The organism is Rhodococcus opacus (genome assembly GCF_012396235.1).
Classification (GTDB): Bacteria; Actinomycetota; Actinomycetes; order Mycobacteriales; family Mycobacteriaceae; genus Rhodococcus_F; species Rhodococcus_F opacus.
Window position 1 is genome coordinate 214,887 of record NZ_JAAXPA010000010.1, and the last position, 21,328, is coordinate 236,214.

At 69.7% G+C, this 21,328-nt stretch carries 19 protein-coding genes; 18 read left to right on the forward strand and 1 reads right to left on the reverse strand.

The window, feature by feature from the left end; translation table 11 throughout:
- Window positions 1-124: 124 nt before the first annotated feature.
- From pyrR to HGB39_RS16300, 16 genes are all read left to right on the forward strand, one after another.
- Window positions 125-754 carry a bifunctional pyr operon transcriptional regulator/uracil phosphoribosyltransferase PyrR gene (gene pyrR / locus HGB39_RS16225; protein ID WP_005572577.1) on the forward strand — a complete coding sequence of 210 codons (630 nt, stop codon included), beginning with the start codon at window positions 125-127 and terminating at the stop codon, window positions 752-754.
- The gene (locus tag HGB39_RS16230; RefSeq protein ID WP_064080203.1) at window positions 755-1,699 is read left to right on the forward strand and encodes an aspartate carbamoyltransferase catalytic subunit; all 945 of its coding nucleotides are present in this window, start codon (window positions 755-757) and stop codon (window positions 1,697-1,699) included.
- Window positions 1,696-3,039: a dihydroorotase gene (locus tag HGB39_RS16235; protein ID WP_064080202.1), complete on the forward strand. Its 1,344-nt coding sequence runs from the start codon at window positions 1,696-1,698 to the stop codon at window positions 3,037-3,039. Before HGB39_RS16230 ends, HGB39_RS16235 begins: the two co-directional genes overlap by 4 nt.
- Window positions 3,036-3,602: a PH-like domain-containing protein gene (locus HGB39_RS16240; RefSeq protein WP_005569136.1), complete on the forward strand. Its 567-nt coding sequence runs from the start codon at window positions 3,036-3,038 to the stop codon at window positions 3,600-3,602. The genes HGB39_RS16235 and HGB39_RS16240 overlap by 4 nt, the downstream gene beginning before the upstream one ends.
- The gene (gene carA / locus HGB39_RS16245; protein WP_005569135.1) at window positions 3,599-4,759 is read left to right on the forward strand and encodes a glutamine-hydrolyzing carbamoyl-phosphate synthase small subunit; all 1,161 of its coding nucleotides are present in this window, start codon (window positions 3,599-3,601) and stop codon (window positions 4,757-4,759) included. Before HGB39_RS16240 ends, carA begins: the two co-directional genes overlap by 4 nt.
- On the forward strand, window positions 4,759-8,127 hold the full coding sequence (gene carB, locus HGB39_RS16250) for a carbamoyl-phosphate synthase large subunit (RefSeq protein ID WP_005569134.1): 3,369 nt from the start codon (window positions 4,759-4,761) through the stop codon (window positions 8,125-8,127). The genes carA and carB overlap by 1 nt, the downstream gene beginning before the upstream one ends.
- Window positions 8,124-8,963 (forward strand): orotidine-5'-phosphate decarboxylase, encoded by an 840-nt coding sequence (gene pyrF, locus HGB39_RS16255; protein ID WP_043790962.1) that lies wholly within the window; start codon window positions 8,124-8,126, stop codon window positions 8,961-8,963. Before carB ends, pyrF begins: the two co-directional genes overlap by 4 nt.
- A gap of 126 nt (window positions 8,964-9,089) precedes the next feature.
- On the forward strand, window positions 9,090-9,410 hold the full coding sequence (mihF, locus tag HGB39_RS16260; protein WP_005262298.1) for an integration host factor, actinobacterial type: 321 nt from the start codon (window positions 9,090-9,092) through the stop codon (window positions 9,408-9,410).
- An 8-nt stretch (window positions 9,411-9,418) separates the two neighbouring features.
- A complete protein-coding gene (gene gmk / locus HGB39_RS16265; protein WP_043790960.1) occupies window positions 9,419-10,042 on the forward strand; it encodes a guanylate kinase in 624 nt (207 codons plus the stop codon).
- Between the two features lie 41 nt (window positions 10,043-10,083).
- On the forward strand, window positions 10,084-10,389 hold the full coding sequence (rpoZ, locus tag HGB39_RS16270; RefSeq protein WP_005569129.1) for a DNA-directed RNA polymerase subunit omega: 306 nt from the start codon (window positions 10,084-10,086) through the stop codon (window positions 10,387-10,389).
- Between the two features lie 14 nt (window positions 10,390-10,403).
- Complete coding sequence (gene coaBC, locus HGB39_RS16275) at window positions 10,404-11,708, forward strand: bifunctional phosphopantothenoylcysteine decarboxylase/phosphopantothenate--cysteine ligase CoaBC (protein ID WP_064080201.1); 1,305 nt, start codon at window positions 10,404-10,406, stop codon at window positions 11,706-11,708.
- Window positions 11,709-11,840: 132 nt separating this feature from the next.
- On the forward strand, window positions 11,841-13,055 hold the full coding sequence (metK, locus tag HGB39_RS16280; RefSeq protein WP_005241739.1) for a methionine adenosyltransferase: 1,215 nt from the start codon (window positions 11,841-11,843) through the stop codon (window positions 13,053-13,055).
- Window positions 13,056-13,101: 46 nt separating this feature from the next.
- On the forward strand, window positions 13,102-15,120 hold the full coding sequence (locus HGB39_RS16285) for a primosomal protein N' (RefSeq protein WP_081276510.1): 2,019 nt from the start codon (window positions 13,102-13,104) through the stop codon (window positions 15,118-15,120).
- Between the two features lie 171 nt (window positions 15,121-15,291).
- Window positions 15,292-16,719 (forward strand): rifampin monooxygenase, encoded by a 1,428-nt coding sequence (gene rox, locus HGB39_RS16290; RefSeq protein ID WP_054248883.1) that lies wholly within the window; start codon window positions 15,292-15,294, stop codon window positions 16,717-16,719.
- A gap of 130 nt (window positions 16,720-16,849) precedes the next feature.
- Complete coding sequence (locus tag HGB39_RS16295; protein ID WP_054248884.1) at window positions 16,850-17,506, forward strand: PadR family transcriptional regulator; 657 nt, start codon at window positions 16,850-16,852, stop codon at window positions 17,504-17,506.
- Window positions 17,507-17,604: 98 nt separating this feature from the next.
- Window positions 17,605-18,582 (forward strand): esterase/lipase family protein, encoded by a 978-nt coding sequence (locus HGB39_RS16300; protein WP_054248881.1) that lies wholly within the window; start codon window positions 17,605-17,607, stop codon window positions 18,580-18,582.
- A 54-nt stretch (window positions 18,583-18,636) separates the two neighbouring features.
- Here the strand turns inward: HGB39_RS16300 and HGB39_RS40220 are convergent, their stop codons facing one another.
- Entirely contained in the window at window positions 18,637-18,876 is a 240-nt protein-coding gene (locus HGB39_RS40220; protein ID WP_373418945.1) for a hypothetical protein, read from the reverse strand.
- A gap of 31 nt (window positions 18,877-18,907) precedes the next feature.
- Here HGB39_RS40220 and fmt point away from each other — a divergent pair, with 31 nt between their 5' ends.
- Together fmt and HGB39_RS16310 are read left to right on the forward strand one after the other, a co-directional pair.
- A complete protein-coding gene (gene fmt, locus HGB39_RS16305) occupies window positions 18,908-19,831 on the forward strand; it encodes a methionyl-tRNA formyltransferase (protein ID WP_054248885.1) in 924 nt (307 codons plus the stop codon).
- Entirely contained in the window at window positions 19,828-21,255 is a 1,428-nt protein-coding gene (locus tag HGB39_RS16310) for an RsmB/NOP family class I SAM-dependent RNA methyltransferase (RefSeq protein ID WP_064080199.1), read from the forward strand. Before fmt ends, HGB39_RS16310 begins: the two co-directional genes overlap by 4 nt.
- The last annotated feature ends 73 nt before the right edge of the window (window positions 21,256-21,328 follow it).

Genomic DNA, 21,328 nt, shown 5'->3' on the forward strand with positions numbered 1-21,328 from the left:
GGGCCCGCGACCACGGGCCCGCAGGTCAGGGGTCCGGGCCTGGCGCAGTCGACGCGCTGATAAGCTGTCCGCGTCAGGCATCCTTTAACGATCCGTCCAGTGAGGCGGAGAAGGAGGTCGTTGTATGCGCGTGCCCGAAGGGTCTCGCCCCGCCGGGGAACCGGCGGATTCAACACCAGAGTCGTCCCCGTCCGTCGAACCCGCACGCGAGCTGCTGTCCGCAGCCGATGTGGGACGGACCATTGCGCGAATCGCGCACCAGATCATCGAGAAGACCGCGCTGGACGCCGCCGACGGTGACGCGCCGCGTGTCGTCTTGATCGGCATCCCCACCCGGGGCACGACGCTCGCAGCGCGCCTCGCCGGGAAGGTCGAAGAGTTCTCCGGGGTGCGCCCAGCGGTCGGCTCCCTCGACATCACCCTGTACCGCGACGACCTGCGCACCAAACCGCACCGCCCCCTCGAGCGCACGTCGGTGCCCGAGGGCGGTGTCGACAACACTCTGGTCGTGCTGGTCGACGACGTGCTGTTCTCCGGCCGCACCGTCCGCTCGGCACTCGACGCCCTCCGTGACCTCGGGCGGCCGCGCGCCGTTCAGCTGGCCGTCCTCGTCGACCGCGGTCACCGCGAACTGCCGCTGCGCGCCGACTACGTGGGCAAGAACGTGCCCACCGCCCGCACCGAGGACGTCAAGGTGCTCCTGAGCGAACACGACGGCCGCGACGCGGTCATGATCTCCGGGGGGAAGAGCTAAGTGAAGCACCTGTTGTCGATCGCGGACCTGACACGGGAATTGGCTGTCGAACTCCTCGACGAGGCCGAACGCTTCGAACAAGCCCTCCTCGGACGTGAGGTGCGGAAGCTCCCGACGCTGCGCGGCCGGACGGTCATGACCGTGTTCTTCGAGAATTCGACCCGGACCCGCGTGTCGTTCGAGGTCGCCGGGAAGTGGATGAGCGCGGACGTCATCAACGTCAGCGCCTCGAGTTCGTCGGTGTCCAAGGGCGAATCCCTCCGGGACACGGCGATGACGCTGCGCGCCGCCGGCGCCGACGCTCTGATCGTGCGCCACCCCGCGTCGGGTGCGGCCCACCAGATCGCGAAGTGGACCGGGCATCAGGACGACGGCGGCCCGGCGGTCGTCAACGCCGGCGACGGTACCCATGAACATCCCACCCAGGCGCTGCTCGACGCGCTCACACTGCGTCAGCGTCTCGGCGACATCGAGGGCAAGCGCATCGCCATCGTCGGCGACATCCTGCACAGCCGGGTCGCGCGGTCGAACGCACTGCTGCTGTCGATGCTCGGCGCCGAGGTGGTCCTCGTCGCGCCGCCCACGTTGCTCCCCGTGGGGGTGTCCACCTGGCCGGTGTCGGTGGCGCATTCGCTGGACGCGGAGCTTCCCGGCCTCGACGCCGTCCTCGTGCTGCGTGTGCAGGCGGAACGGATGAACGGTGGGTTCTTCCCGTCCCAGCGGGAGTACTCGATCAATTACGGCCTGTCGGAGAAGCGGCTCGCGCTGCTTCCCGAGCACGCGGTGGTGCTGCACCCAGGTCCGATGCTGCGCGGCATGGAGATCGCGTCGGCGGTGGCCGATTCGACGAGGACCGCCGTGCTGCAGCAGGTGACCAACGGTGTGCACATGCGGATGGCGGTGCTGTTCCGACTGCTGGTCCGAGCGGAGGAAGTTGCGGGATGAGTGACAGTGCAGTGACAGGAGAGACAGTGCTCATCAAGAACGTGTTGCTGTACGGCGAGGGCGAGCCCACCGACGTTCTGCTCGGTGACGGCGTCATCGTCGCGATCGGCGCGGACGCGGGCAAGGACAGCGCGCCGGACGTCGAGGTGATCGACGCGGCGGGGCAGATCCTGCTCCCCGGTTTCGTCGACCTGCACACGCACCTGCGTGAACCCGGCCGCGAGGACACCGAGACCATCGATTCCGGTTCGGCCGCCGCCGCGCTCGGCGGGTACACCGCGGTGTTCGCGATGGCCAACACCAGCCCGGTCGCCGATTCGGTGGTCGTCACCGATCACGTGTGGCGCCGCGGTCAGGAAGTCGGGCTCGTCGACGTGCACCCCGTCGGCGCCGTCACCGTCGGACTCGAGGGCAAGCAGCTCGCCGAGATGGCCACGATGGCGTCGGGGACCGGCCGGGTGCGGATGTTCTCGGACGACGGCCATTGCGTCTACGACCCGCTGATCATGCGCCGGGCGCTCGAGTACTCGAGTTCGCTCGGGGTGCTCATCGCGCAGCACGCGGAGGAACCGCGGCTGACCGTCGGCGCCGTCGCGCACGAGGGCCCCACCGCCGCCCGGCTCGGGCTCGCGGGCTGGCCGCGCGCCGCCGAGGAGTCGATCGTCGCCCGCGACGCGCTGCTCGCCCGCGACGCCGGGGCGCGGGTGCACATCTGCCACGCCTCCACCGCGGGCACCGTCGAACTGATGAAGTGGGCACGCGGCCAAGGCATTTCGATCACCGCCGAGGTCACCCCGCACCATCTGCTGCTCGACGACTCCAGGCTCGAGACGTATGACGCCGTGAACAAGGTGAATCCGCCCCTGCGGGAGGCGAGCGACGTCGCCGCGCTCCGGGCCGGACTGGCCGAGGGGATCATCGACTGCGTCGCGACCGATCACGCACCGCACGCCGAGCAGGACAAGTGCTGCGAGTTCGCGGCCGCCCGACCCGGAATGCTGGGTCTGGAGACCGCGTTGTCGATCGTCGCGCAGACGATGGTCCGCACGGGCCTGCTCGACTGGCGCGGCGTGGCCCGGGTGATGAGCGAGCGGCCCGCCGAGATCGTCGGGCTCGACGACCAGGGTCGCCCGATCGAGGTCGGCGAGCCCGCCAACCTCGTGCTGATCGACCCGGACGCCGAATGGACGGTCCACGGCCCCGATCTCGCCAGCGTCGCCCACAACACGCCGTACGAGTCGATGACACTGCCGGCGCGGGTGACCACGACGATCCTCCGTGGCCGGATCACCGCGAGCGACGGCCAGGCCCGCGTCCCGGTGCGGAACGGCAGGGGATGACGGTGGAGAGAATTCTGTGGATAGTCGGCCTCGTCGCGTTCTGGGCGCTGGCCATCTTCCTCATGTACATCGGGTGGCGCGGTCGTGCCCGCCGTCAGGCCGACCGGGTCGGGCAACTTCCCCCCGTGCCCGCGCATCTCGGCGAGCAGACGATCGCCCCGGCCACCGGACTGTATGTGGGCAGCACCCTGGCCCCGAGCTGGCAGGACCGGATCGCGGTCGGCGACCTCGGTTTCCGGGCGACGGGGGAAATCTCCCGATACGCGGCCGGGATCCTGCTCGAACGTGACGGGGCGTCGGCGATCTGGATTCCGCAGGACGCGGTCCGCGCCGTGCGCACCGAGCGCGGTCTCGCGGGCAAGGTCATGAGCAAGGACGGCGTCCTGGTGATCCGGTGGGAACTGCCGACGGGCACCGAGATCGACACCGGTTTCCGGAGCGACGACAAGTCCGTGTACCCCGCCTGGGTCAGCGCAGGGGAGCCGGACGGCAAGACAGACAGTGAAGATTCAGCGAATGCGGCGAGCTCTGGTGAGGTCGAGCAGAACGGAGAGAACGCATGAGCGGCTACGACACCGACTCTGCAGTACTGGTCCTCGAGGACGGTCGGATATTCCGGGGCACCACGTTCGGTGCCGTCGGCCAGACCCTCGGTGAGGCTGTCTTCAGCACCGGCATGACCGGCTATCAGGAGACCCTCACCGACCCCAGCTACCACCGCCAGATCGTCGTGGCCACCGCGCCGCAGATCGGCAACACCGGATGGAACGACGAGGACGACGAGTCCGTCGGTCCCACCGGCAGCAGCGCCGAGGCGAAGATCTGGGTCGCCGGGTACGTCGTCCGCGACCCCGCCCGCCGCACCTCCAGCTGGCGCGCCACCGGCTCCCTGCAGGACGAGCTGGTGAAGCAGGGAGTCGTCGGGATCGCCGGCATCGACACCCGCGCACTGGTCCGCCACCTGCGCACCCGCGGCTCCATGCGCGCCGGGGTGTTCTCCGGCGACGCACTGGCCGACACCGACGTGCTGCTCGACCGCGTGAAGAGCCAGCCGTCGATGCTCGGCGCGGATCTCGCCGGTGAGGTCAGCACCACCAGCGGTTACGTCGTCGAGCCGACCGGGGGAGAAGCGCGCTTCACCGTCGCGGCGATCGACCTCGGCATCAAGACCAACACCCCCCGCATGTTCGCCGAGCGCGGCATCCGGGTGCACGTGCTCCCGTCCAACGCGACGCTCGAGCAGATCCTCGACCTGAAGGCCGACGGCGTCTTCCTCTCCAACGGTCCCGGCGACCCGGCGACCGCCGACGGTGCCGTGCACCTCACGAAGGAAGTCATCGGGCAGGGCCTGCCCCTGTTCGGTATCTGCTTCGGCAACCAGATCCTCGGGCGGGCTCTGGGTCTCGGCACCTACAAGATGAAGTTCGGTCACCGGGGCATCAACATCCCGGTTGTCGAACACGAGACGGGACGCATCGCGATCACCGCGCAGAACCACGGGTTCGCGCTCGAGGGCGAGGCCGGGCAGGAGTTCGACACCCCGTTCGGCAAGGCCGTGATCAGCCACACCTGCGCCAACGACGGTGCCGTCGAGGGGGTCCGCCTGCTCGACGGATCCGCCTTCTCGGTGCAGTACCACCCCGAGGCCGCGGCGGGCCCGCACGACGCCGCGTACCTGTTCGACCGCTTCACCAGCCTGCTCGAGGGAGTCAAGAACTAATGCCACGCCGTACAGATCTCTCCCACATCCTGGTGATCGGCTCCGGGCCGATCGTCATCGGCCAGGCCTGTGAGTTCGACTACTCCGGAACCCAGGCCTGCCGGGTGCTGCGCGAGGAGGGCCTGCGGGTCAGCCTCGTCAACTCCAACCCGGCCACGATCATGACCGACCCCGAGTTCGCGGACGCCACGTACGTCGAGCCGATCACCGCCGAGTTCGTCGAGAAGGTCATCGCCCTCGAGGCCGAGAAGGGCCACCCGATCGACGCCGTCCTCGCGACCCTCGGCGGCCAGACGGCCCTGAACACCGCGGTGGCGCTGCACGAGCAGGGCATCCTCGAGAAGTACGACGTGGAGCTGATCGGCGCCGACTTCGACGCCATCCAGCGCGGCGAGGACCGGCAGAAGTTCAAGGACATCGTCGCGAAGGTCGGCGGCGAGTCCGCGCGCTCCCGGGTCTGCTACACGATGGACGAGGTCCGCGACACGGTCGCCGAACTGGGCTTCCCCGTCGTGGTGCGGCCGTCGTTCACGATGGGCGGCCTCGGCTCCGGCATGGCCTACGACGACGAGGACCTGACGCGGATCGCCGGCGGCGGTCTCGCCGCGTCGCCCACCGCCAACGTGCTGATCGAGGAGTCGATCCTCGGGTGGAAGGAATACGAGCTCGAGCTGATGCGCGACGGCCGCGACAACGTCGTGATCGTGTGCTCGATCGAGAACGTCGACCCGGTCGGCGTGCACACCGGTGACTCGATCACCGTCGCCCCCGCCATGACGCTCACGGACCGTGAGTACCAGGCGATGCGCGACCTCTCGATCGACATCCTCCGCGAGGTCGGAGTGGACACCGGTGGCTGCAACATCCAGTTCGCCATGGACCCCACCGACGGGCGCCTCGTCGTCATCGAGATGAACCCGCGCGTGTCGCGGTCCAGTGCGCTCGCGTCCAAGGCGACCGGCTTCCCGATCGCGAAGATCGCCGCGAAGCTCGCTATCGGCTACACCCTGGACGAGATCGTCAACGACATCACCAAGGAAACGCCGGCCTCCTTCGAGCCGACCCTCGACTACGTCGTCGTCAAGGCTCCGCGGTTCGCGTTCGAGAAGTTCCCCGGCGCCGACGACACCCTCACCACCACGATGAAGTCGGTCGGTGAGGCCATGTCCATCGGCCGCAACTTCACCGAGGCGTTCGGCAAGGTGCTGCGCTCGCTGGAGACCAAGCGGGCCGGGTACTGGACCGGACCCGACGTGGAGGCCACCGACCTCGACAGCCTCCTGGCGGAACTGAGCATCCCCCGCGACGGCCGCGTCTACGGCCTCGAGAAGGCGTTCGCTCTCGGTGCCACCGTCGAGCAGCTGTTCGACGCCACGAAGATCGACCCGTGGTTCCTCGACCAGATCCTGCAGATCCACGAGCTCGGCGACGCGTTGCGTGAGGCGCCCGAGGTGACCGAGCGGGTATTGCGCCGCGCCAAGCACCACGGCCTGTCGGATCGGCAGATCGCGGCCCTGCGCCCCGAGATCGGCGGCGAGGACGCCGTCCGGGCGCTGCGTGAGCAGTGGAACGTCCACCCCGTGTACAAGACGGTCGACACCTGCGCCGCCGAATTCGAGGCGAAGACGCCGTACCACTACTCCACGTACGAACTCGACCCGGCGGCCGAGTCCGAGGTGGCCCCGCAGACCGAGCGTCCGAAGGTCCTGATTCTCGGTTCCGGACCGAACCGCATCGGTCAGGGCATCGAGTTCGACTACTCCTGCGTCCACGCCGCACTGACGCTGTCGGAGGCCGGCTACGAGACGGTGATGATCAACTGCAACCCGGAGACCGTCTCCACCGACTACGACACCGCCGACCGCCTGTACTTCGAGCCGCTCACGTTCGAGGACGTGCTCGAGGTGTACCGGGCGGAGTCGCTGTCGGGCACCGTCGCCGGGGTGATCGTGCAGCTCGGCGGTCAGACCCCACTGGGTCTGGCGAAGCGGCTGAAGGCCGCGGGTGTGCCGATCGTCGGCACCAGCCCGGAGGCGATCGACCTCGCGGAGGATCGCGGCGAGTTCGGCAAGGTGCTGGTCGAGGCCGGTCTGCCCGCTCCCAAGTTCGGCACCGCCACCACGTTCGCCGGGGCCCGCGAGATCGCGGCCGGTATCGGGTACCCGGTGCTGGTGCGCCCGTCGTACGTCCTCGGTGGCCGCGGCATGGAGATCGTCTACGACGAGGCGTCGCTGGAGAGCTACATCTCCCGCGCCACCGAGATCTCCGACGACCGTCCCGTCCTGGTCGACCGGTTCCTGGAAGACGCCATCGAGATCGACGTCGACGCGCTCTGCGACGGCTCCGAGGTGTACCTCGGCGGTGTGATGGAGCACATCGAGGAGGCCGGCATCCACTCGGGCGACTCGGCCTGTGCGCTGCCGCCGATCACCCTCGGCCGCGCCGACCTCGAGAACGTCCGCCGCTCCACGGAGGCGCTCGCCAAGGGCATCGGCGTCAAGGGCCTGCTCAACGTCCAGTACGCCCTGAAGGACGACATCCTGTACGTCCTGGAGGCGAACCCCCGCGCCAGCCGCACCGTGCCGTTCGTGTCGAAGGCGACGGCGGTGCAGCTCGCCAAGGCGTGCGCCCGCGTCATGCTCGGCGAGTCCATCGCCGATCTGCGTGCGAGCGGTGTGCTCCCGGCCACCGGCGACGGCGGTTCGACCCCGGCGGACGCACCCGTCGCCGTGAAGGAGGCCGTGCTGCCGTTCAACCGGTTCCGGCGCGCCGACGGCACCGGTGTGGACACCCTGCTGAGCCCGGAGATGAAGTCGACCGGCGAGGTCATGGGCATCGACGCCGACTTCGGCACCGCGTTCGCGAAGAGCCAGACGGCCGCGTACGGCTCGCTGCCCACGTCGGGGTCGGTGTTCGTCTCCGTCGCCAACAAGGACAAGCGGTCGCTGATCTTCCCGGTCAAGCGGCTCGCCGACCTGGGGTTCCGGATCCTGGCCACCGAGGGCACCGCGGCGGTTCTCCGCCGGAACGGGATCACCTGCCAGGAGGTGCACAAGCACTCCGGCGAGAAGCTGGAGGCGGGTGAGCGCACCATCGTCGAGATGATCCGCGACGGCGAGGTCGACATGGTGATCAACACGCCGTACGGCAACTCCGGGCCGCGCGTCGACGGCTACGAGATCCGCAGCGCGGCCGTCGCCATGAACATCCCGTGCGTCACCACCGTGCAGGGTGCGTCCGCCGCGGTGCAGGGCATCGAGGCCGCGATCCGCGGCGACATCGGGGTCCAGTCGCTCCAGGCGCTGCACGCGCGGCTGCGGTCGCCCGCCGTGGTCGTGGCTCCCGCGACCGGGTCCGCGTCGTCGTGAGCGGACACCATCACCACCACTCCTGGGTGCATCGGCTGACGTCGGCGGTCGAGCACCGGGGGCGGTTGTGCGTCGGGATCGATCCGCATCCGGGCCTGCTCGAGGCGTGGGGGCTGCCCGTCTCCGCCGAGGGGCTGGAGACGTTCGCGGAGATCTGCGTGGAGGCCTTCGTCGGTGAGGTGGCCGTCGTGAAGCCTCAGGTGGCGTTCTTCGAAGCGTACGGCTCCGCCGGGTACGCGGTGCTCGAACGCACCATTTCGGTCCTCAGAGAGGCAGGGACGCTCGTCGTCGCCGATGCCAAGCGCGGGGACATCGGGTCGACGATGGCGGCGTACGCGCAGTCCTGGCTGGGTGCGGAGTCGGCCCTGTCCTCGGATGCGGTGACGGTGTCGCCGTATCTGGGATTCGGGGCGCTCGACCCGGCGCTGTCGCTGGCGGCGGAGCAGGGCCGCGGGCTCTTCGTGCTGGCCCGGACGTCCAATGCCGAGGGCGGCGACCTGCAGGCGGCGCAGACCGCCGGGGGAGTGTCCGTGGCCCAGTCCGTGGTGGACGCGGCGGCCCGGCACAACGACGCGCAACCCGGTCTGGTGGGTCTGGTGGTGGGTGCGACACGCGGACACGGCCTGGATTTGTCGAATTTTTCCGGACCGATTCTCGCGCCCGGTCTCGGCGCCCAGGGCGCGACTCCCGGTGATCTCGCCGACATTTTTCCCGATTCTCGAAAACTGTTGTTGCCGAACAGTTCTCGTGGTGTTCTCGGTGCCGGACCGTCGGTGACGGCACTGCGTGAAGCGGCCGTCACGGTCCGCGACGAGATCGAGTCCGCACTCTCATAGCCCACCCGAATCCGGCTCTGACCTCGGGGGGTGGGTTCGCAATCGGCGCCGGGCGTGAGTACGGTCGCTATCGCTGCTGGTTATCCAGTGGTTTGGACTATTTGCCAACGACGAGACGGAGGAACCGTGGCCCTTCCCCAGTTGACTGATGAGCAGCGCGCTGCTGCTTTGGAGAAGGCAGCTGCTGCCCGCAAGGCCAGGGCTGAGCTCAAGGAGCGCCTGAAGCGTGGTGGCACCGACCTCAAGCAGGTTCTCAAGGACGCCGAGGACGACGAGATCCTGGGCAAGATGAAGGTGTCGGCACTGCTCGAGGCGCTGCCCAAGGTGGGCAAGGTCAAGGCGCAGGAGATCATGACCGAGCTGGAGATCGCTCCGACCCGTCGCCTCCGTGGCCTCGGCGATCGGCAGCGGAAGGCCCTGCTCGCCAGGTTCGACTTCGAGGCCTGAGCACGACAGTGGTAGCTGACGCACAAGTGTCAGAGAGTAAGACCGCAGTGCGGAGGGGTCGGCTGGTAGTACTGGCCGGCCCCTCGGCCGTCGGTAAGTCCAGCGTGGTGCGACTCCTGCGTGAACGGATGCCGGAGCTCGTCTTCAGCGTGTCCGCGACGACGCGCGACCCACGCCCGGGCGAGGTGGACGGCAAGGACTACCGGTTCACCTCTCGCGACGAGTTCCAGCGGATGATCGAATCCGGTGAGCTGCTCGAATGGGCCGAGATCCACGGCGGACTCCAGCTGTCGGGAACCCCGGCCGCACCGGTCCGCCGGGCGATCGAACAGGGCAAACCGGTGCTCGTCGAGGTCGACCTCGCCGGTGCGCGGGCCGTCCGCGCCGCGATGCCGGAGGCGCTGCTCGTCTTCATGGCGCCCCCGAGCTGGGACGTGCTGGTCGAGAGATTGACCGGCCGGGGCACCGAATCCGCCGACGTCGTGGAGCGGCGTCTCGCGACCGCGAGAGTCGAGCTGGAGGCGCAGGACGAGTTCGACGCGGTCATCGTGAACGAGGATGTCAGCCGATCGTGCGACGAGTTGGTATCCTTGTTGGTTGGACGACCGGAACAGTCCGAGTCGACCCACTAGATCTCACATCAACTAGCCAGAACTATTTCAGGAGATACCGAGTGAGCAGCACCCCCGCAGTAGCGTCCGCAACACCCAGCCACGGCGCCCTGCCGGCTTACGACACCCCGCTCGGCATCACCAATCCTCCGATCGACGAGCTTCTCGCTCGCACGTCGTCGAAGTACGCGCTGGTGATCTACGCGGCCAAGCGGGCGCGTCAGATCAACGATTACTACAACCAGCTCGGTGACGGCATCCTCGAGTACGTCGGCCCCCTCGTGGAGCCGGGCCTTCAGGAGAAGCCGCTGTCCATCGCGCTGCGTGAGATCCACGCCGATCTTCTCGAGCACACCGAAGGCGAGTGAGCGGAGGATCTGCCGTGCCTGAACAGGCAGCGGGCCCGGTCTCCGGGCACGTGACGGATTCACCGGAACCGGTTCCCGCGGGGGCAGCGCGCAAGCGGATCGTGGTCGGTGTCGGCGGCGGCATCGCCGCGTACAAGAGCTGTGCCGTCATTCGGGCCTTCACGGAGGCCGGGCATCATGTGCGGGTCATCCCGACGGAGTCCGCGCTCGAGTTCGTCGGCAAGGCGACGTTCGAGGCGCTGTCGGGCAACCCCGTGCACACGGGTGTGTTCACCGACGTTCCGCAGGTTCCGCATGTTCGTCTCGGGCAGGAAGCGGATCTCGTCGTCATCGCGCCCGCCACCGCCGACCTCATGGCGCGCGCTGTGGCGGGACGCGCCGACGACCTCCTCACCGCGACGCTGCTCACCGCGCGATGTCCCGTGGTGTTCGCTCCCGCGATGCACACGGAGATGTGGGAGCACCCGGCCACCGTCGCGAACGTCGCCACGCTCCGCGCACGCGGCGTGACCGTCATCGAACCCGCATCCGGCCGCCTCACGGGCAAGGACACCGGCGCAGGCCGGCTGCCGGAACCCGATGAGATCGTCGGGTTGGCGTCGTTGCTGGTCGAGCGTTCCGACGCGCTGCCCCGTGATCTCGAGGGCCGGCGGGTCCTCGTGTCCGCGGGCGGCACCCGTGAACCGCTCGACCCGGTGCGGTTCCTCGGTAACCGCAGTTCGGGCAAGCAGGGCTACGCGATCGCCCGGCTCGCCGTGCAGCGCGGGGCCGAGGTCACCCTCGTCTCCGGCTACACCGCCGGCCTCGCCGACCCGGCCGCCGTCGACGTGGTGCACGTCCGCACGGCGGAAGACATGCGGGTGGCGGTCGCCAAGCACGCGCCCGGATTCGACGCCGTGATCATGGCCGCGGCAGTGGCCGATTTCCGGCCGTCGACGACGGTGGCGAGCAAGATCAAGAAGGGTGCGGGCGAGCCCGACTCGATCGCACTCACCAAGAACGAGGACATCCTCGCCGGCCTGGTGCAGTCCCGGCGGGACGGCGAGATCCCGTCGAAGACCGTGATCGTCGGATTCGCGGCCGAGACGGGCGACGCCGACGGCGACGTCCTCACGTACGCGCGGGCCAAGCTCGCGCGTAAGGGCTGCGACCTCCTCGTCGTCAACGCGGTCGGCGAGGGCAAGGCGTTCGAGGTCGACCACAACGACGGGTGGCTGCTCGGAGCCGACGGTTCCGAGTCCGCGCTCGAGCACGGATCGAAGGCGTTGATGGCGAGCCGGGTGCTCGACGCCGTCGACCAGCTGTTCCGGACGCTCTGACGGAAAATCCGGCAGAGTTTCGGTGATTCGAAAGGTGTCACTCCCGCCGGGGTGGCGCTAGGGTCGTTCGCGGTATTACGCAGCTAAGCTGTTTTCAAGTGCTGTTCAGGACAACTGTCGAGAGGGAATTCTGTGAGCCAGTCCGGTAGTCGGCTATTCACCAGTGAGTCTGTGACCGAGGGGCACCCGGACAAGATTTGTGATGCGATCAGCGACTCCATCCTCGACGCGCTCCTCACCGACGACCCGCGCGCCCGCGTCGCCGTCGAGACACTCGTGACCACCGGACAGGTCCACGTCGCCGGCGAGGTCACGACCACCGCCTACGCCGACATCCCCAAGATCGTGCGCGACACCGTGCTCGAGATCGGGTACGACTCCTCGGCCAAGGGCTTCGACGGCAACTCCTGCGGCGTCAACGTCGCGATCGGCGCACAGTCCCCGGAGATCGCCCAGGGCGTCGACCACTCGCACGAGGTCCGCACCGGCGAACTGAGCGACGACGAAATCGACCGTCAGGGCGCAGGCGACCAGGGACTGATGTTCGGGTTCGCCACCACCGACACCCCGGAACTGATGCCGCTGCCGATCGCGCTGGCGCATCGCCTGTCGCGTCGTCTCACCGAGGTCCGCAAGTCCGGTGTCCTGCCGTACCTGCGCCCGGACGGCAAGACCCAGGTCACCATCGAATACGACGGCGACAAGGCTGTTCGCCTCGACACCGTGGTCATCTCGACGCAGCACGCCGCGGACATCGACCTCGACAACCTGCTGACCCCGGATCTGCGGGAAAAGGTTCTCGGATCGGTTCTCGCCGAAATCGACATGCCCGAACTCGACGTCTCGGACATCCGCCTGCTCGTCAACCCGACGGGCAAGTTCGTGCTCGGCGGCCCGATGGGTGACGCCGGCCTGACCGGTCGCAAGATCATCGTCGACACCTACGGCGGCATGGCCCGCCACGGCGGCGGCGCGTTCTCCGGCAAGGACCCCTCGAAGGTCGACCGGTCGGCGGCCTACGCCATGCGCTGGGTGGCCAAGAACGCGGTGGCGGCAGGCCTCGCGGACCGGATCGAGGTCCAGGTGGCGTACGCGATCGGCAAGGCGGCGCCGGTGGGTCTGTTCGTCGAGACGTTCGGTACCGAGAAGACGGATCCGGCGCGGATCCAGCAGGCGATCACCGAAACGTTCGACCTGCGACCCGGCGCCATAATCCGCGATCTCGACCTGCTGCGTCCGATCTACGCGCAGACCGCTGCCTACGGTCACTTCGGTCGCACCGACATCGACCTCCCGTGGGAGAGCATCGACCGGGCGGAGAAGCTGCGGGCAGCCGCAGGCCTCTGATCGGTAGTCACGGCGCGGCGGGCGCCGCTGCGGTAGGGGCCGCGGAGTGAGCGCGGAAAAGGTTGCGGCAGAAGTAGATCCGGTTGCCCGGGTGCTGCCGCTGCTTCCGCTTGCCCACCTCGACCGCGAATTCGACTATCTCGTTCCGAAGGACCTCGACGAGCAGGCGCAGCCCGGGGTCCGGGTGCGCATCCGGTTCGCCGGACGTCTCGTCGACGGGTTCGTCGTCTCCCGGAACGCGACCAGCGACCACCAGGGCCGTTTCGGCTGGCTCGAACGGGTGATCTCGCCCGAGCGGGTCCTGACCGAGGAGATCACCCGGGTGGTCGACCTCGTCGCCGGCCGATACGCGGGGACCCGCGCGGACGTCCTGCGACTCGCGATCCCGCCGAGACACGCCCGCGCGGAGTCCGAGGCCGCGTCCGAACCCTCCGAGGTGCCGGACATCGCGATCGAGACCGGCGCGTGGGACCGGTACGTCCACGGCGGCGCTTTCCTGACCGCACTGTCGGCGGAGCGTGCCCCGCGCGCGGTCTGGCAGGCACTCCCCGGCGAGGACTGGCCGGCGCGTCTCGCGGAACTGTCGGGGCTCGTGGCCGCCACCGGGGCGAGCACCGTCGTCGTCGTGCCCGATCAGCGCGATCTCGACCGCGTGGTCGCGGCGGTGGAGAAGCTGCTGGGCAAGGACGCGGTCGTCGGACTCGCCGCCGGTCTCGGTCCGGCCCTGCGCTACCGGCGCTGGCTGGCGGCGCTGCGCGGAACGGCAAAGGTCGTCGTCGGGACCCGGAGTTCGGTGTTCGCGCCGACGCCGCGCACCGGGCTGATCGTGGTCTGGGACGACGGGGACGACAACCATTCCGAGCCGCGCGCACCGTATCCGCACGCCCGCGAGGTGGCGCTGCTCCGCGCGTACGCCAGTGGCTGCGCGGTGGTACTGGCCGGACACGCGCGCACCGCGGAGGCGCAGGCGCTGGTCGACTCGGGGTGGGCGCACGACCTCGTGGCCTCCCGGGACTCGGTGCGGGCGGCCGCCCCGAAGATCACCGCACTCGCGGACAGCGACCACGCCCTGGCCCGCGATCCCGGCGCACGCGCCGCCCGGCTGCCCGCGATCGCGTTCGCGGCTGCCCGGGAGGCGCTCGGCGCCGGCCGCGGAGTGCTGGTCCAGGTGCCCCGGCGCGGCTACGTGCCCAGCCTCGCGTGCGGCAAGTGCCGGGCGCCCGCGCGATGCCGACGATGCAACGGACCTCTCGCGCTGCCGTCCGCGGCCGGCCCGGACGGGGCGGGGACCCCCGCGTGCCGGTGGTGTGGCGTCGCCGACGCTGCACACCGCTGCCACGCGTGCGGAGCGAAGGCGCTGCGGGCCGTCGTGGTCGGTGCCGGACGGACCGCCGAGGAACTGGGACGCGCGTTTCCCGGGGTCGCCGTCCGGATGTCGGGGGGCACGGACGTCGTCGACGAGGTGAAGGAGGGACCCACCCTCGTGGTGTCGACGGTCGGGGCCGAACCGGTGATGCCGGGCGGCTACGGCGCGGCGTTGCTGCTCGACGGCTGGGCGCTGCTGGGCCGTCCCGACCTGCGCGCCGCCGAGGAGACGCTGCGGCGGTGGATGACGGCGTCGTCACTCGTACGCCCGTTCGCCGAGGGCGGTCAGGTGGTCGTGGTCGCCGATTCGGGGATTCCGACCGTGCAGGCGTTGGTTCGCTGGGATCCGGTCGGTCACGCCCGTGCGCAGTACGAGGAGCGGGCGGAGGTCGGATTTCCGCCCGCCATCCACCTCGCGGCGATCGACGGCAGCGCGAAGGCGATCGCCGACCTCCTGGAGCTCGCCGATCTGCCGGCGAATGCGGAATTGCTGGGCCCGGTCGAGTTGCCGGCGGGGGAGCGGCTGCCGTTCACCGGCGATGCGCCGGAGCCGGCGGACGTGGAGCGGATGCTGATCCGGGTGCCCCGTGGCGAGGGAAAGCCGCTGGCCAAAGCGCTGGGAGAGGCGCAGTCGGTGCGCAGCGCGCGTAAGGACTCGCAGCCTGCCCGGGTCCAGATCGACCCCATTCGGATCGGCTAGTTCCGCCCCCCGGGGGGACACAAAAGGAATGGCAAGGAGGTAATCCACTCCCTGCCACTTTCACCATATAACGCACCGGGGGCCTTGCGGCAAGACCCCGGTCGTGCCGCAGAATCTCCCACCGAAGCCAGAACCTGCGGAAATCAGTTCGCGGCGTATGTGGGGGTCTTCGTGATTGACGTGATCGTTGCCGGCGGCGGACCGACCGGCCTGATGCTGGCCTGCGAGTTGCGGCTGCACGGCGTGCAGGTGCTCGTGCTGGAGAAGGAGGCCGAGCCGACCAGGCATGTCCGGTCGCTGGGCCTGCACGTGCGCAGCGTCGAGGTGATGGACCAGCGCGGTCTGCTGGTGCGATTCCTCGCGCTCGGCAAGCAGTACCCCGTCGGCGGCTTCTTCGCCGGTATCAGCAAGCCGCGGCCCGACCGGCTGGACACCGCACATCCGTACATCCTCGGCATCCCGCAGCCCGTCACCGAGCGCCTGCTGATCGAGCACGCCACCGAACTCGGCGTCGAGATCCGGCGTGGCTGCGAACTGGTCGGGCTGAGCCAGAACGAGGACGGGGTTACCGCCCTGCCGACCGACGGCACACAGCTGCGCGCGCGCTACCTCGTCGGTTGCGACGGCGGCCGCAGCACGGTGCGCAAGCTGCTGGGCGTCGGCTTCCCCGGCGAGCCGACCCGGGTCGAGTCGCTCCTGGGCGAGATGGAGGTGGCCGCGCCACCGGAGACGCTGGCCGCCGTGGTGGCCGAGGTCCGCAAAACCCACAAGGGGTTCGGCGCCGGGCCCTCCGGGGACGGGGTGTACCGCGTCGTCGTGCCCGCCGAGGGGGTGGCCGAGGACCGGTCGGTCCCGCCGACCCTCGAGGAGTTCAAGCAACAGCTGCGGGTGTTCGCCGGCACTGACTTCGGCGTGCACTCACCGCGGTGGCTGTCCCGCTTCGGCGACGCCACCCGGCTGGCCGAGCGCTACCGGGTCGGCCGGGTGTTGCTGGCCGGCGACGCGGCGCACGTCCACCCACCGCTGGGCGGGCAGGGCCTCAACCTCGGCGTCCAGGACGCGTTCAATCTGGGCTGGAAACTGGCCGCCGAGATCAACGGCTGGGCACCGGAGGGGCTGCTGGACAGCTACCACACCGAACGGCACCCGATAGCCGCCGACGTGCTGAACAACACCCGCGTGCAGTCCGAGCTGCTGTCCACCGAGCCGGGTCCCCAGGCGGTGCGCCGGCTGCTGTCGGAACTGATGGACGTCGAGGAGGTGAACCGGTACCTGACCGAGAAAGTCACCGCGATCGGTGTCCGCTACGACTTCGGTGAGGGGCACGAACTGCTCGGCCGACGGCTGCGCGACATCGGGCTGAAGCGGGGACGCCTCTACGAGCTGATGCATGGTGGCCGCGGATTGCTGCTCGACCAGACCGGCCGGCTTTCGGTGGCGGGCTGGGCAGACCGGGTCGACCACGTCGTCGACGTCAGCGAGGAACTGGACGTGCCCGCGGTGCTGCTGCGGCCGGACGGCTACGTGGCATGGGTCGGGGGAGACCAGCAGGATCTGGTCGGCCAACTGCCCAGGTGGTTCGGAGCGGCCGCCGGCTGAGCGCGAACACCTCCGGCCACAGCGCCCTTCGGGTACGGGGCCGACTTGACGACCGTCACAGAAGGGGCCTTGTCGAGTTCTAATTGACGATATATCGTTGATGCATCAGCGATACAGAAGGAGGCTGATGATGGAAGACTTCCATTTCGAACACAGGGGTCCCCGACGGGACCGATTCACACGCGAACGGACGGGACGGCCCGAGGGGCCCCACCGTCACGGACACCGGCGAGGCCGCTTCGGCCCCGAGGGCGATCCCGGCTTCGGTCCGGGAATGCACTTCGGGCGCGGACGCGGACGGGGTGGCAGGGGACGGCGCGGCGATGTCCGCTCCGCGATCCTGCTGCTGCTCACCGAGGAGCCGATGCACGGCTACGAGCTGATTCAGCAGATCGTCGAACGCAGCGACGGGGTGTGGAAGCCCAGTCCCGGTTCGATCTACCCCGCGCTGTCACAGCTCGAGGACGAGGGTCTGGTGCTCATCGAAAAGGTGGCGGGCCGCAAGACCGCACGCCTGACGGACGAGGGCAAGGCCTTCGTCGAAGCGAACAAGACCGAACTCGGCACCCCGTGGGACGACGTGCGGGAGAGTGTCGGCCAGCCCGCCGAGGACCTGCGGGGTCTGATCGGGTTGCTGATGGGTGCCGCGGGTCAGGTCGCCGCGGTCGGTGACGACGACCAGGTCCGGCGTGCCGGCGAGATCCTCACCGACGCGCGGCGCGCGATGTATCGCCTTCTCGCCGAAGACGATCAGAGCGAAGCCGGTAAGGATGACACCGACTCCTAGGGCGCCACGGCTCACCGCGGGCCCGCCGACTCGACGCGACAGCGCGTGCACATTCTGGGAAGGTTCACAGAAATGTCACGGCGAAGTCGGGAGAGATCATGAGGTTTCGGGGTGCCGGTGCGGTCGTCACGGGTGTCGTCCTGCTGATGTCCGGCGCAGTGTCCACCGCCCACGCGGACGACGCCTCACCGCCCCAGCCCGTCGTGCCCACCACGGCCGGGCTTCCTCAGAACGGCCGTAGTGCCGCCGCCGCGTATGCGCACGAGCACCCGGACAGCGCACCCGCGGGATCGAACGACTTCTCCTGCACACCCTCCCCGGACCACCCGGAGCCGGTGGTGCTCGCGCACGGCACCGACGCAAGCGCCTACGCGGACTGGGCCGCCCTGTCGCCCATGCTCGCCGCGGACGGCTACTGCGTGTTCGCGCTCAACTACGGCGGAGCGCCGGGTGCCGATTCCTACGGCACCGAGGACATCGTCGCGAGCGCGGAGGAGTTCGGCCGGTTCGTCGACCGGGTCCGCGACGCGACCGGCGCCGACAAGGTCGACACCGTCGGATACTCGCAGGGTGCCAACGTCACGCGGTACTACGTCAACAAGCTCGGCGGCGCCCCGTTCGTCGACGACTGGGTCGGACTGGCGTCGCCCAGCTACGGGGGAGTGATGTACGGCCTCGTTCCGATCGTGCAGGCACTTCCCGGCGGACCTGACTTCGCCCGCACGGTGACGTCGGTGGCCGTCAGCCAGCAGATGCAGGGCTCGCCGTTCATGAACGCCCTCAACGCGGGCGGTGACACCGTGCCCGGCGTCGCGTACACGACCATCGGGTCCCGGTACGACGAAATGATCCAGCCGTACACGAACATGGCGCTCCGCGGCGCCGGGGCCGACAACATCCTGATTCAGGATCGATGCCCCCAGGACGGCACCGGACATTTCCAGGCGCCCTACGATCCGTTCGCGCTCGACCTCGTCCGTGCGGCACTCGACCCGGACGCGACTCTGCTGGCTCGCTGCGAGTTCGTCCCGGTCGGCGCGGGTATTCCGCAGGTAATTCTCGACAGCAACAGATAGACCCACAACGAAGCGGGGAGCCGTGCGCTGCACGGCTCCCCGCTTCTGTGTGTGTTACTCCGCCAGTGTCGCGACGGCCTGCGCCCAGAGGAAGTACTTGTTGGTGCCGAGGTTCTTCACGGTCTTGATGTCGAATGCGGCCGCGAGGTGTTCGGCGTCGGAATCGCTCACGCCCTGCAGGGCGGCGACGACAGTTCGCCGAGTGTTACGGCCTGGGTCCGACTCCCTAGACTGGTCGGCACATCGTCGATCAAAGGGGAGCTTTCTTCGTGAGTATCGTTTCGGCCCGCGCAGCGGTCCACCGTCCGTTGTGTGGGTCGCCGACGTGCGCATAGTCTTCGCCGGAACCCCCGAGCCCGCCGTTCCCTCGCTCGAACGCTTGATCCGTTCGCCGCGCCACGACGTCGTGGCGGTGATCACCCGCCCGGACGCAGTCGCAGGCCGCGGACGGAAGGTGGTCCGTTCACCGATCGGTGAACTCGCCGACTCGAACGGCATCGAGGTGCTGACTCCCGAGCGGCCCTCGGAACCGGAATTCCTCGCACGTCTCGCCGACCTCGCCCCCGACTGCGCGCCCGTCGTCGCCTACGGGGCGCTGCTGCCGCAGAAGGTCCTCGACATCCCGGCGCACGGCTGGGTGAACCTGCACTTCTCGCTGTTGCCGGCGTGGCGCGGGGCCGCTCCGGTGCAGGCCGCGATCGGTGCGGGTGACGACATGACCGGTGCGAGCGCGTTCCGGCTCGAGGCGGGGATGGACACCGGGCCGGTCTACGGGGTGGTCACCGAGGGGATCCGCGACACCGACACCGCCGGGGATCTCCTGGGGCGCCTCGCCGACAGCGGTGCGGTCCTCCTGGAGTCGGTTCTCGACGGGATCGAGGACGGCGCGATCAGCGCGGTCCCGCAGTCGGCCGACGGGGTGTCGCACGCGCCCAAGGTGACCGTCGAGGCGGCCCGGATCCGTTGGGACAGAACAGCTGCCGTGGTGGACCGGCACGTCCGGTCGGTGACCCCCGCGCCCGGCGCCTGGACCACGATCGGCGATCTGCGCGTCAAGGTCGGCCCCGTCACTCCGACGGAGGAGCGACTGGAGCCGGGGGAGATCTCCGTGACCAGGTCCGGATTCCTGATCGGCACGTCCACGGTGGCGGTGCGGCTCGACCGCATCCAGCCGCAGGGCAAGAAACAGATGGCCGCCCTGGACTGGGCGCGAGGCGCACGACTCGACGCGGAGGTACGGGCACAGTGAGCGAATCGAGAAGGCCCGCACGTCGCGGCCAGTCCGGCTCGGGGGCCCGCAACAACCGTCCCCGCCAGGCGCGCCGCCCCGACGCATCGCAGTCCGGTCTCGATCAGCCGAGGCTGGCCGCGAGGGACGTGCTGCGTGCCGTCCGGGAGCGCGACGCCTACGCCAACCTGGTGCTACCCGGACTGCTGCGTGAGCGGCGCCTGGACGGACGTGACGCCGCCCTCGCCACGGAACTGGCGTACGGCGCCGCCCGCGCCCGTGGGCTCCTCGACGCCGTGATCGCCGACTGCGCCGGCAGGCCGATCGCCGAGATCGACGGACCGCTCCTCGACGTCCTCCAGCTGGGCGCCTACCAGCTACTCCGTACCCGCGTCGCCCCGCACGCCGCCGTCGCCACCTCCGTCGATCTCGTGCGCGCGGAGGCCGGTCCGGGGAAGGCGGGCTTCGTCAACGCCGTGCTACGCCGGGTGTCGGAGCGGTCCGAGACGGAATGGGTGGAGCGCCTCGCCCCGGCCGATCCGGTGGGGCGGCTGGCGTTCGCGCACGCGCATCCCGCGTGGATCGCCCAGGTGTTCGCCGACGCGCTCGGTGCCGACGCCGGGGAACTCGAGGATGTCCTCATGGCCGACGACGCCCGGCCGGCGGTGCATCTCGTCGCCCGCCCCGGGGAGATCTCGGCGGAGGAACTCGCGCTCGCCACCGGCGGCGAGGTGGGGCGGTACTCGCCGTACGCGGTCTATCTGGACGGCGGCGACCCGGGGCTGCTCGACGCCGTCCGCGAGGGGCTCGCCGGAGTACAGGACGAGGGCAGTCAGCTCGTCGCCCGGGCGCTGTCGCTGGCACCGCTGGACGGCCCGGACGCGGGCCGGTGGCTCGACCTCTGCGCGGGCCCGGGCGGCAAGGCTGCCCTGCTCGGCGCCCTCGCCGGAATCGAGGGCGGACGCCTCGACGCCGTGGAGCCGGTGGCGCACCGTGCGGACCTGATCCGCAAGACGACGAAGGAACTGCCGGTCGACGTGCACGTCGCCGACGGGCGGGATCCCGGGTTGGAGGGCGGGTACGACCGGATCCTGGTCGACGCGCCGTGCACCGGACTGGGTGCGCTGCGCCGACGTCCGGAGGCCCGGTGGCGCCGCCAGCCGTCGGATGTGGCGGGTCTGGCGAAGCTGCAGCGGGAACTCCTGGCGTCGGCCGCTCGGCTGGTTCGTCCGGGTGGCGTGATCCTCTACGCGACGTGTTCACCACATCTGTCCGAGACGGTGGCCGTGGTCGCGGACGCGGTGCGCCGCTACGGGCTCACGGCGCTGGACACGCGTGAACTCGTACCCGGTGTGCCGGAGCTGGGTGACGGTCCGGGCGTCCAGCTCTGGCCGCACCGGCACGGCACGGACGCGATGTTCATGGCCGCGTTGCGCAAGCCGTAGGGCGGCCGCTCCCCGCTACCTGGACATCTGCCCGACTTTCGGTAGAACCTGTTTCACTTTTGCGTGAAACGTG

Bases quoted from the DNA above. Each gene is read 5' to 3' on its own strand.
- pyrR (WP_005572577.1), top strand. From the start codon at position 125: ATGCGCGTGCCCGAAGGGTCTCGCCCCGCCGGGGAACCGGCGGATTCA.
- HGB39_RS16300 (WP_054248881.1), top strand. From the start codon at position 17,605: ATGAGGTTTCGGGGTGCCGGTGCGGTCGTCACGGGTGTCGTCCTGCTG.
- HGB39_RS16240 (WP_005569136.1), top strand. From the start codon at position 3,036: ATGACGGTGGAGAGAATTCTGTGGATAGTCGGCCTCGTCGCGTTCTGG.
- HGB39_RS16235 (WP_064080202.1), top strand. From the start codon at position 1,696: ATGAGTGACAGTGCAGTGACAGGAGAGACAGTGCTCATCAAGAACGTG.
- carB (WP_005569134.1), top strand. From the start codon at position 4,759: ATGCCACGCCGTACAGATCTCTCCCACATCCTGGTGATCGGCTCCGGG.
- HGB39_RS16295 (WP_054248884.1), top strand. From the start codon at position 16,850: ATGGAAGACTTCCATTTCGAACACAGGGGTCCCCGACGGGACCGATTC.
- carA (WP_005569135.1), top strand. From the start codon at position 3,599: ATGAGCGGCTACGACACCGACTCTGCAGTACTGGTCCTCGAGGACGGT.